Genomic DNA, 11260 nt, shown 5'->3' on the forward strand with positions numbered 1-11260 from the left:
CTCGTGCACCCGGCGCCGGGCAACGCCCCAGGCGTGGGGCCGGGCCCCCCCCGGGCCCCCCCCCCGCCCCCCCCCGCCGCCGTATGCGGGCATCCGCGCTGCCCGCTCCCACCCGTTCCCCCGCGCCCGCCCAGGTCCGAGCCGGGCACTGCGCGAGCCGAACGGGCACAACCGGGCAGGAACGGGCCCGCAACAGACCTGGTCAGCAGCGAAAGCCCGCTGTACAACTTCCTGCATGGGTCCCACCGGGCCCGAACGGGCAGCGAGATCAGGAAGCGGGTGTCCGGCCATGAGCCACAGGACGGCCGAAGAGCGCCAGCGGGAGATCGTACGGGTGGCGCGCACCACCGGCGCGGTCGACGTCAGCGCGCTCGCCGCCGAACTGGGCGTGGCCAAGGAGACCGTACGGCGGGATCTGCGCGCCCTGGAGGACCACGGTCTGGTGCGCCGCACCCACGGCGGGGCCTATCCCGTGGAGAGCGCCGGCTTCGAGACGACGCTCGCCTTCCGCGCCACCAGCCACGTCCCCGAGAAGCGCCGGGTCGCGACCGCCGCGGCCGAGCTGATCGGGGACGCCGAGACGGTCTTCGTCGACGAGGGCTTCACCCCGCAGCTCATCGCCGAGGCCCTGCCCACCGACCGGCCCCTCACCGTGGTCACCGCCTCCCTGCCGGTCGCGGGCGCGCTCGCGGAGAGCGGCACCGCGTCCGTCCTGCTGCTCGGCGGCCGGGTCCGCCCCGGCACCCTCGCCACCGTCGACCACTGGACGACGAAGATGCTCGCCGGTTTCGTCATCGACCTGGCGTTCATCGGCGCCAACGGGATCTCCCGCGAACACGGACTGACCACGCCCGACCCGGCGGTCAGCGAGGTCAAGGCGCAGGCGGTGCGGGCCTCCCGCCGGGTGGTGTTCGCGGGCGTCCACACCAAGTTCGGGGCGGTCAGCTTCTGCCGGTTCGCCGAGGTCGGCGCGCTGGAGGCGATCGTCACGAGCACCCTGCTCCCGGCGGCCGAGGCCCATCGCTACTCCCTGCTGGGGCCGCAGGTCGTCCGGGTCTGAAGAAGACCGGATCAGCACACCGTTTCCCGTCCCCCGGGCCGAGCCACGCCGAGCGACGCCCGCTATCCCCCTATAAGACCGCCTTGTCGAGGAGTGATCCATGCAAACCCAGAGCCGACGGAGGCCGCCGCGAGCCGCACTCGCCGCGGTCGCCGCAGGGACGCTGCTCGCCCCGCTGCTCTCCGGCTGCTGGGTCGGAGCGGGCGGGGCCGGATCCGGCGGTGACTCCATCAACGTCCTGATGGTCAACAACCCGCAGATGGTCGAGTTGCAGAAACTGACCGCCGACCACTTCACCAAGGACACCGGCATCGAGGTCAACTTCACCGTGCTGCCGGAGAACGACGTCCGCGACAAGATCAGCCAGGACTTCGCCAACCAGGCCGGCCAGTACGACGTGGCCACCCTGTCCAACTACGAGATCCCCATCTACGCCCGCAACGGCTGGCTGAAGGAGATGGACTCCTACGTCGACGGGGACCCGGACTACGACCAGCAGGACGTCCTCGAACCGATGCGCCGGTCCCTCACCGGCGACGACGGCAAGCTCTACGGCCAGCCCTTCTACGGCGAGTCGTCCTTCCTGATGTACCGCAGGGACGTCTTCGACAGGGAGGGCCTGGAGATGCCCGCCGCCCCCACCTGGCAGCAGGTCGCCGGCCTCGCCGCCGAACTCGACGGGGCCGAACCGGGCATGAAGGGCATCTGTCTGCGCGGACTGCCCGGCTGGGGCGAGATCATGGCCCCGCTGACCACCGTGGTGAACACCTTCGGCGGCACCTGGTTCGACGAGGACTGGAACGCGAGGCTCGACTCCCCCGAGTGGGAGAAGGCGACGAAGTTCTACGTCGACCTGGTCCGCGAGCACGGCGAGTCCGGCGCCCCGCAGGCCGGCTTCGCCGAGTGCCTCAACAACATGACCCAGGGCAAGGTCGCCATGTGGTACGACGCCACCTCCGCGGCCGGCTCCCTGGAGGCCGACGGCTCCCCCGTCAAGGGCGAGGTCGGCTACGCCCCCGCGCCCGTCGAGAAGACCGAGTCCTCCGGCTGGCTCTACACCTGGGCCTGGGGCATCCAGGACGCCTCCCGCAACCCCGACAACGCCTGGAAGTTCGTCTCCTGGGCCTCCAGCAAGGAGTACGAGCAGCTCGTCGGCGACGAGATCGGCTGGTCAAACATCCCGGCCGGCAAACGCGCCTCCACCTACGACAACCCCGACTACCGCGCGGAGGCCGCCGCCTTCCAGGAGATGACCAAGGAGGCCATCGCACAGGCCCGGCCCGACGACCCCGGCGTCCAGCCCCGTCCGGCGCCCGGCATCCAGTTCGTCGGCATCCCCGAGTTCACCGATCTCGGCACCAAGGTCTCCCAGGAGATCAGCGCGGCCATCGCCGGACGCCAGTCCGTCGAGTCGGCCCTGAAGAAGTCCCAGCAGCTCGCAGAAGAGATCTCCGAGGAGTACGAGGGACGATGACCGCCACGACGACGGCCCCCGTGGCCGCACCAGAGACACGCTCCGCCCCTCGCCGGCCCTCCGCCCGGCTCCGCGCGTGGGCCACCCGCGCCCCGCTGCTGCCCGCCCTGATCTTCATGATCGTGGTCACCCAGCTGCCCTTCGTGGCGACCCTGGTGATCTCCTTCTTCGACTGGAACTCCCTCTACCCCGACGCCCGCAGCTTCGCCGGCTTCGAGAACTACCAGGAGGTCCTCACCGACGCGGCCCTGCGCAAGTCCGTCTGGACGACGATCCTGCTGACCGTGGCGGTCGTCCTGGCCAGCCTGGCCCTCGGACTGCTCCTCGCCCTCCTCCTGGACCGGAGGTTCCGCGGCCGGGGCATCGTGCGCACCCTGCTCATCGCCCCGTTCCTGGTGGTCCCGGTGGCGGCGGCCCTGCTGTGGAAACACGTCCTCTACAACCCGGAGTACGGCCTCCTCAACGGCCTGCTGCACTACGTCGGCGGCCCTCAGCCCGACTGGATCTCGGGCACCCCGCTGCTCGCCGTCGAGGCCTCACTGGTGTGGCAGTGGACCCCGTTCATGATGCTGATCCTGCTCGCCGGACTGCAGAGCCGGGACCAGCAGCAGATCGAGGCCGCCCGCGTCGACGGCGCGAGCGACTGGCAGATCTTCGTCCACCTCACCCTGCCCCACCTGCGCCGCTACCTCGAACTGGGCGCCCTGCTCGGCTCGATCTACATCGTGCAGAACTTCGACGCGGTCTTCACCATCACGTCCGGCGGCCTGGGCACCGCCAACCTGCCCTACACCGTCTACCAGACCTTCTACCAGGCCCACGAGAACGGCCTCGCCTCGGCCGCCGGCGTCCTGGTCGTCATCGGCTCCATCATCATCGCGACCTTCGCCCTGCGCGTGGTGTCGTCCCTGTTCCGCGAGGAGGTGTCCCGCGCATGAGCAGCATCGCCGTACGCACCCGCGGCCGGTTCCGCGGCGGAGCGGGTCTCGGCCTGGTCGCCTGGCTGGCCGGCATCGTGTTCTTCCTGCCCATCGCCTGGATGGCGCTGACGTCCTTCCACTCCGAGACGGACGCGGCCACCAACCCGCCGTCCTTCGGCGCCGCCCTCACCCTCGACGGCTACCGCGAGTTCTTCGGCGCGGGCGGCGGCGCCAGCCCCTGGCCGGCGCTGGTCAACTCGGCGGTGGCGTCGGTCGTGTCGACCCTGTTCGTCCTGGTCCTGGCGCTGCCCGCGGCGTACGCCCTGTCCATCCGCCCGGTGAGGAAGTGGACGGACGTCCTGTTCTTCTTCCTGTCCACCAAGATGCTGCCCGTGGTGGCGGGCCTGCTGCCGATCTACCTGTTCGCCAAGAACGCCGGGATGCTGGACAACATCTGGCTGCTGGTCGTCCTCTACACCTCCATGAACCTGCCGATCGCGGTGTGGATGATGCAGTCCTTCCTGGCCGAGGTCCCGGTCGCGATCATCGAGGCGGCCCGGGTGGACGGCGCGAAGCTGCCCACGGTCCTGGTCCGGGTGGTCGCCCCGATCGCCCTCCCCGGCATCGCCGCGACCTCCCTCATCTGCTTCATCTTCAGCTGGAACGAACTGCTCTTCGCCCGGGTCCTGACGGGCGTGGTCGCCGAGACCGCCCCCGTCTTCCTGACCGGCTTCATCACCAGCCAGGGCCTGTTCCTGGCCAAGGTGTGCGCCGCGTCGCTCGTCATCTCCCTGCCGGTGCTCGCCGCGGGGTTCGCCGCCCAGGACAAACTCGTCCAGGGCCTGTCGTTGGGAGCCGTGAAATGAAGGCCGCCGTCATCGAGTCCGTGGGCAAGGCCGTCGTCGCCGAGGTCCCGGACCCGACGCCAGGGCCGCGCGACGTCGTCGTCGAGGTCGCCGCGTGCGGGCTGTGCGGCACGGACCTGCACATCCTCCAGGGCGAGTTCGCGCCGAAGCTGCCGATCGTGCCGGGGCACGAGTTCGCCGGCGAGGTGGTCGGCGTCGGCGCCCAGGTCACGGAGGTGTCCCTCGGCGACCGGGTCGCGGTGGACCCCTCCCTGTACTGCTACGAGTGCCGCTACTGCCGTACCGGCCACAACAACCTCTGCGAGCGCTGGGCGGCGATCGGCGTCACCACGGCGGGCGGCGCGGCGCAGTACGCCGTGGCTCCCGTGGCGAACTGCGTGAAGCTCCCCGAGCACGTCCGCACGCAGGACGCGGCGCTGATCGAGCCGCTGTCGTGCGCGGTGCGCGGCTACGACGTGCTGCAGTCCCGGCTCGGCGCCCACGTCCTGATCTACGGGTCCGGGACGATGGGCCTGATGATGCTGGAGCTGGCGAAGCGGACGGGCGCGGCGAGCGTCGACATGGTGGACCTGAATCCGGCGCGGCTGGAGACGGCGCGGGGGTTGGGTGTCTCCGCGTCGGCGGCGTCGCCGGACGAGCTGGACCGGCCCCAGGGGTGGGATCTCGTCATCGACGCGACGGGGAACGCGGCGGCGATCCAGGACGGGCTGGAGCGGGTGGCCAAGGCCGGTACGTTCCTCCAGTTCGGGGTGGCCGACTACGCGACGCGGGTGACGATCGATCCGTACCGGATCTACAACCAGGAGATCACCATCACCGGCTCGATGGCCGTCCTGCACAGCTACGAGCGGGCGGCGGAGCTGTTCGCCGGGGGTGTCCTGGACCCGGACGTCTTCATCAGCGACCGCCTCCCCCTGGACCAGTACCCCCAGGCCCTGGACCAGTTCGCGGCGGGCGTGGGACGGAAGATCGTGGTGGTGCCGTAAAGGTTTTTCGCCCCCGTACCATCCCCGGCATGCCCAGACCCAGCGGCTTCGCCTACGAGGCCCACGCCACCGGAACCGTCCACATCACCCACCGCAACCGCCCCGCGACCACCCTCCAGGGCGACCGGGCCGCCCGCTTCCTCACCGAGGTCACCACCGCTTCCGACCCCCAGCTCGTCATGGCCCGCTGGACGGGGAACTACAAGCGCGGCAACGAACGCACCGCCCGCGACCACCCCCGCAACCGGCGCTGAGCCCGGCCGGAAACCGAATGCGCCGAACGGGCCACAGGTAAGGGAACGGTAAAACGCCCCCGCTCGTTCACCCGGCATGACCGCAATGACCCCCGGCTCGAACATCCCTCTCCCCACCGCCCACGTGACGGTGGACGTCGCCGCCCCCGTGCGCCTCGACGTATCGGGCCTCCTGCTCACCGCCGACGGCAAGGTGCGCTCCGACGACGACTTCATCTTCTACAACCAGCCCACCGGCCCGGGCGTGACCTACCGCGCCGGCGGCATCACGGTCGACACCACGGCCGTACCCCCCGGCATCGAGAAGATCGTCGTCACCGCCAGCCCCGACGCCGCCGGCCAGACCTTCCAGGGCATCGAACCCACCGCCACCCTCCGCAACGCGGACGACAACGCGGTCCTGGCCACCTTCACACCCCCGGCCCTCGGCACCGAGACGGCCCTGGTGGTCGTCGAGATCTACCTGCGCAACGGCGCCTGGAAGGCCCGCGCCGTCGGCCAGGGCTACGCCAACGGCCTGGCCGGCATCGCCACCGACTTCGGCGTCACGGTCGAGGAACCGGCAGCCGCCCCGCCCCAGCCGGCGGCCACCCCGCAGGCACCCCCCATGCCGGCCACCGCACCCGCCGCGCCCGCCGCTCCCCCGGCACCGCCCGCCCCCGCCCCCGGCACCGGGAAGATCAACCTCGACAAGGGCCGGGTCAGCCTCCAGAAGAACCAGACCGTCTCCCTGATCAAGGGCGGCCAGCCACTGCTGTCCCAGGTCAAGATGGGCCTCGGCTGGGAGCCGGCCTACCGCGGCAAGGACATCGACCTCGACGCCTCGGTCATCGCCTACGGCCCGCAGCGCAACCACATCGACAGCTGCTACTTCGGCAAGCTCCAGATCGTGAACGGCGCGATCCGCCACTCCGGCGACAACCTCACCGGCGAGGGCGGCGGGGACGACGAGGTGATCACCGTCGACCTCGGCCGGCTCCCCATGGACGTCACCGGCCTGGTCTTCACGGTCAACTCCTTCTCCGGCCAGAAGTTCACCGAGGTCGCCAAGGCGTACTGCCGCCTGCTGGACGCCACCACGGGCGAGGAACTGGTCCGCTTCGACCTCACGAGCGCCGAACCGCAGACGGGCGTGATGATGGCGAAGCTGATCCGCCAGTTCTCCGGCGAGTGGGAGATGACCGCGATGGGCGACTTCGTGAAGTCCCGCACCGTACGGGGAATGGTGAAGCCGGCCGCCCAGGCGCTGTAACCACTCCCGCGAGCCACCGGGCGCCCCCGCTCAGGGGGCGCCCCGGTCCCTCAGTCCGGTCATCAGCAGCTCCAGGTACCGGCGGATCTCCGTACCCTCCCCGCCCGCCAGCTCCGAGGCCGTCGCCACCCCGTGGGCCAGCCGCAGCACGTCGACGGGCTCGACGTCACGCCGCAGCACGCCCGCCTCCCGCGCCGCCCCGACCAGCCGGTCCACCGCGCTCTTCAGCGGATCGCAGCACTCCGTTCCGCCGTCCCCGACGGCGGCACCCAGCAGCACCCGCAGCCCCCGGATCCGGAGCATCCCGGCGCCGAGTTCGTTCAGCCACTCCACCAGCGCCTCGCCCGGCGGCAGCCGCTCGGCCAGCTCACCGGCCCGCGCCGCGATCGACTCGATGCGGTCGACGTACGCGGCCTCCAGCAGCGCCTGACGCGTCGGGAAATGCCGGTAGAGCGTGCCGGACCCGACGCCCGCCCGCTTGGCGATGTCGTCGAGCGAGGCTCCCTCACCGTGCGCGGCGAACGCCTCCACCGCGGCCTCAAGGAGCAGTCCGCGATTGCGGCGGGCGTCCGCGCGCATGGATCTGACCTGCGCCATCAGCCACTCCTCACCACCGGGAACCTCCCCCACCCTATCGAGCGGGGGCCGGGGAGGGCCCCGGCCCCGAGCAGCCCCTCACGCGGCCCACGGCCAGTCGGCGTCCCGGCCGGCCTCCAGCAGCGGAACCATCCGGAAGGCCGCGTCGGAGAGACCGCCGAAGGTGTGCCGGTTCGCGGTGCCCGACGGGCCGTGGCCCGCGCGGTACCCGGCGAGGTTCCAGGTGTAGACCGGTACCTCGGCCGGGACCTGCTCGGTCGGGTCACCGTGGTGGCTGTAGGCGTACTGCTCGTCGGTGACGATCAGCACGCGGTCGTGCCGCTTGTAGTGCCGGCGCACCGCCCCGGTGGTGTCGGTGCCGCCGAGGTCGCCGAACCGGCCGAGGATCTTCAGCACCGACTCGCCCCGGCGGAACGGCACCGGGTTGCTCGTCGAGCCGAACTCGACGAGGTCCGCCTTCTGGGCGCGCAGCGCGAGCGCCGTGCCGAAGACCGCCGCCGCGTCCGCGCGGGTGAGCTCGGAACGGTCCGACATCCGCGAGTAGAACATCGAGCCGGAGCGGTCGACGAGCACCAGGGTGCGGCCGGGCAGCGCGGGCACGTTGGCCAGCGAGTGGCCGAGCGCCTGCTCCAGCGGGTACGACCAGCGCAGCGACGGCGCGTGCCGGTACGCGGCGAGGTACCGGAAGGGGAACTGCCGCGACCGCGCGACCTCCGCCGGGTCGGCGATCCGGGCGGCCACCCGCGCGGCGGCCTCGTCGGAGACCCCGGCCTCGTCGAAGTTCCTCAGGTTCCTCACGAGGGCCATCGTCCCCATGGACGGAATCACGGCCTCCCAGGCGGCCCTGTCCATCGGCCCCTGGAGCCAGCCCGCCAGCGCCTCCCAGGTGATGCCCGCGGCGGCGAGCCGCTCGGCCCCGTCGGGTGCCGTGACGACCGCGCGCCGTTCCTCGACGGGCAGCGCCATCAGCTCGCGGTGCGCGGTGAGGACCCGGTTCGAGGCGGGCGGCACCGCGGTGTCCGGGTTGTGCCGGCGGTCGAGGGCGTACCGGAACAGTTCGCCCTGCCACGGCTTGTCCGGGTCGGGGGCCGCGTGCACCAGGTTGAGGATGTCGCCGAAGCGGTAGCCCTTGGCGGCGGTGTCGTACTTCAGCAGGGACTTGCCGCCGTAGAGCCGTCGTACGGCGTCGGCGACACCGCGCTTGACGGGCTTGGGAATGTTGCGCCCGTACCGGGCGGTCCAGTACGCGAGCAGTTCGCCGGGCTCGTCGGGGCGCCGCAGTACGGAGTCCACGACCTGCCGGTTCGACGGGCCGCCGGTCGCGTCGGCGTCCAGGCGGGCCTTGACGTACTCGGCGGCGCCCACGATCGACGCGGTCCGCAGGTTGCCCTCGCCGCGCAGCCAGCCGAGCAGCCCGGCCGTCCAGGACGGGTCGCTCACGGCGAGCTCGCGCACGAGCCGCGCGAACCGGTCGTCGCGGTCGTCGCCGGTCTCGTAGAAGGCCTGCTGTGTCACGAAGTTGGAGACGGCGAGCAGAAAAAGCTCGGAGCGCGGCTCCCGCTCGCGGCCTCGGCCCCCCTCGTACGTACGCAGTACACGGCCGGTCGACGTCACACGCGACGCCGGCTGCGCCTTGGCGGCCCGGGTGTTGAATCGCGCCATGGTGAATTCCCCCGAATTCGTTCCACTGTCGGAAGGAGGCGCGACAAAGGAGGGTGCCCGAGAAACGAGTCGGCTGCGGAACAAGTCGGGCGCGTCTTCCGTTTCCGCCACACCGACCCGAGGCCGATGACGGGATTCGAACCCGCAGTGAACCCGATCCGGGAAGTACCCGCTGCCTGCGCACCGGGCACCCACCAAATGCCGCACCTCCCGAGATCAGGTCGGCGGCGGCCTGGATTCGTTCACAGCGAAGGAGCCGTCGCCCGCGCACCGGGAGGTGCATGAAGTTGTGGTGTCCAGAGATCAAGGCCGGCGGAACCGACGTGGTGCTCTAACCCCTGAGCTACACCGGCGCGTTGTGCCGGCGACGGGACTCGAACCCGTGACCGCCCCATTATGAGTGGAAGTAGGTCCTGCCTTCGCACCTGGACGTGCATCACTCTAGGAGGGCGGCCCTCGGTCGGGCGAGCGAATTAATCACCGGCGCTTCTGCCGCTTCCAGGGCCCCGTGATGGCCAGCATGATGCCCGGTTCCTGGATGTTGGCGTAGAGGGTCTTGCCGTCGGGCGAGAAGGTGACGCCGGTGAATTCGCTGAACTCCGGCTCGTCCTCGGTGCCGATGTTCAGTTCGTTGCGGGCGATGGGGTAGGTGCGTCCGCTGTCGGTGGCCCCGAACAGGTGCTGCACGCCCTCGCCGTCCTCGGCGATGACCAGACCGCCGTACGGTGAGACGGTGATGTTGTCGGGACCGTCGAAGGCGCCGTCCTCCGCCGGGTCCCGGTCTGCGCCGAGCAGGACCTTCAGGGTCAGCGTGCGGCGCCTGGGGTCGTAGAACCAGACCTGGCCGTCGTGCTGCACGGGGCTCTCCTCGCGGGCGTACGAGGAGACGATGTACGCCCCGCCGTCACCCCACCACATGCCCTCCAGCTTGCGGGCGCGGGTGACCTCGCCGTCCTCGAACTGCTCGCGCACGTCGACGGTCCGCGCGTCGCGGTCGGGTACGTCCACCCAGTCGACGCCGTACACCGTGCCGGTCCTCGTGGCGCGGGAGAGGTCGTCGACGTACCGGCCGCCGGAGTCGTAGCACTTGGGTGCCTGGAGGACGCCGGCGTCGTCGGCGAGGGTGCGCAGGGTGCCGGGGCCGTAGCGGAAGCCCTCCGGCGGGGTCCAGCGGTAGAACAGGCCGTTGGGCTCGTCGGCGTCCTCGGTGAGGTAGGCGTGGCCGCGCTTGGTGTCGATGACGACGGCCTCGTGGTCGTAACGGCCGAAGAACTTCAGCGGCTTGGGGTCGCGGTTGGCGCGCCGGTCGGCGGGGTCGACCTCGAAGACGTAGCCGTGGTCCTTGGTCATGCCGTTCTGGCCGGCCCGGTCGGAGTTCTCCTCGCAGGTGAGCCAGGTGCCCCAGGGGGTGGTGCCGCCGGCGCAGTTCTGGGCGGTGCCGGCGATGCCGACCCATTCGGCGACGCTGCCGTCCCGGCGCACCTCGACGACGGTGCAGCCACCGGGCGCGGCCGGGTCGTAGACCAGGCCCTCGGCGAGCGGGACGGGGAACTCCCGCTCGTCGCGCGGGCCGTCCATCTCGTGGTTGTTGACCAGGAGGGTGCTGCCGCGAGGCCCGGGGAAGGCGGCGGTGCCGTCGTGGTCGGCGGGCGTGAACTCCCCCGACTCCAGCCGGGTCCTGCCGCTGTGGGTGAGGACGCGGTAGGTGAACCCGGCGGGCAGGGCGAGGAGTCCGTCCGGGTCCGGGACGAGCGGCCCGTACCCGACCCCGCCGTGCCGCCCGGCCGCGTCCCCGGCCCCTTCGTCCGCGCTCTCGGTGTCGGCGGCCGCGAGGGCGTTGGGCGCGGAGGCGAGGGCGGCCACACTGCCTGCCAGCGTGACACCGGCGATCGCGGACGTCCTGGTGAAGTCCCTGCGGGTGAGCGACATGCTGTCTCCTGTGACGTGGCTGGACCGTGGAGGGTGGCGATCCCGTGCGCCCGCCACGCTCCCGCCCATGCCTGAACGCCGGTTGAACACCGGGGGTCACGGTGGTTCTCCCTTCCGTGAACCGCCCGGGTCCCGCACCACACCGTCCGCCGGACCCGCCCCGCTCCCGCCACGCTCCCGCCCATGCCTGAACGCCGGTTGAACACCGGGGGTCACGGTGGTTCTCCCTTCCGTGAACCGCCCGGGTCCCGCCCCGCACC

At 71.4% G+C, this 11260-nt stretch carries 10 protein-coding genes; 7 read left to right on the forward strand and 3 right to left on the reverse strand.

The window, feature by feature from the left end; translation table 11 throughout:
- Positions 1–289: 289 nt before the first annotated feature.
- From ACFV5H_RS30960 to ACFV5H_RS30990, 7 genes are all read left to right on the forward strand, one after another.
- Positions 290–1060 carry a DeoR/GlpR family DNA-binding transcription regulator gene (locus tag ACFV5H_RS30960; RefSeq protein WP_385058119.1) on the forward strand — a complete coding sequence of 257 codons (771 nt, stop codon included), beginning with the start codon at positions 290–292 and terminating at the stop codon, positions 1058–1060.
- Between the two features lie 100 nt (positions 1061–1160).
- Positions 1161–2534 carry an ABC transporter substrate-binding protein gene (locus ACFV5H_RS30965; protein WP_385198244.1) on the forward strand — a complete coding sequence of 458 codons (1374 nt, stop codon included), beginning with the start codon at positions 1161–1163 and terminating at the stop codon, positions 2532–2534.
- Positions 2531–3472, forward strand: coding sequence for a carbohydrate ABC transporter permease (locus ACFV5H_RS30970; RefSeq protein ID WP_385058122.1), 942 nt, complete (start codon positions 2531–2533; stop codon positions 3470–3472). Before ACFV5H_RS30965 ends, ACFV5H_RS30970 begins: the two co-directional genes overlap by 4 nt.
- The gene (locus ACFV5H_RS30975; protein WP_385058124.1) at positions 3469–4320 is read left to right on the forward strand and encodes a carbohydrate ABC transporter permease; all 852 of its coding nucleotides are present in this window, start codon (positions 3469–3471) and stop codon (positions 4318–4320) included. The genes ACFV5H_RS30970 and ACFV5H_RS30975 overlap by 4 nt, the downstream gene beginning before the upstream one ends.
- A complete protein-coding gene (locus tag ACFV5H_RS30980) occupies positions 4317–5306 on the forward strand; it encodes a zinc-dependent alcohol dehydrogenase family protein (protein WP_385058126.1) in 990 nt (329 codons plus the stop codon). Before ACFV5H_RS30975 ends, ACFV5H_RS30980 begins: the two co-directional genes overlap by 4 nt.
- A 29-nt stretch (positions 5307–5335) precedes the next feature.
- Entirely contained in the window at positions 5336–5560 is a 225-nt protein-coding gene (locus ACFV5H_RS30985) for a hypothetical protein (protein WP_385058128.1), read from the forward strand.
- Between the two features lie 85 nt (positions 5561–5645).
- Positions 5646–6812 carry a TerD family protein gene (locus ACFV5H_RS30990; RefSeq protein WP_385058144.1) on the forward strand — a complete coding sequence of 389 codons (1167 nt, stop codon included), beginning with the start codon at positions 5646–5648 and terminating at the stop codon, positions 6810–6812.
- Between the two features lie 30 nt (positions 6813–6842).
- On the opposite strand, the gene ACFV5H_RS30995 is transcribed toward ACFV5H_RS30990, so the two are convergent.
- The 3 genes from ACFV5H_RS30995 to ACFV5H_RS31005 form a co-directional block, all read right to left on the reverse strand.
- A complete protein-coding gene (locus ACFV5H_RS30995) occupies positions 6843–7409 on the reverse strand; it encodes a TetR/AcrR family transcriptional regulator (protein ID WP_385198246.1) in 567 nt (188 codons plus the stop codon).
- 78 nt (positions 7410–7487) lie between these two features.
- The gene (locus tag ACFV5H_RS31000; protein WP_385198248.1) at positions 7488–9071 is read right to left on the reverse strand and encodes a TROVE domain-containing protein; all 1584 of its coding nucleotides are present in this window, start codon (positions 9069–9071) and stop codon (positions 7488–7490) included.
- 477 nt (positions 9072–9548) lie between these two features.
- Positions 9549–11000 carry an alkaline phosphatase PhoX gene (locus ACFV5H_RS31005; RefSeq protein WP_385058134.1) on the reverse strand — a complete coding sequence of 484 codons (1452 nt, stop codon included), beginning with the start codon at positions 10998–11000 and terminating at the stop codon, positions 9549–9551.
- Positions 11001–11260: the final 260 nt, after the last annotated feature.

This window comes from Streptomyces sp. NPDC059787 (genome assembly GCF_042732315.1).
Classification (GTDB): Bacteria; Actinomycetota; Actinomycetes; order Streptomycetales; family Streptomycetaceae; genus Streptomyces; species Streptomyces atrovirens.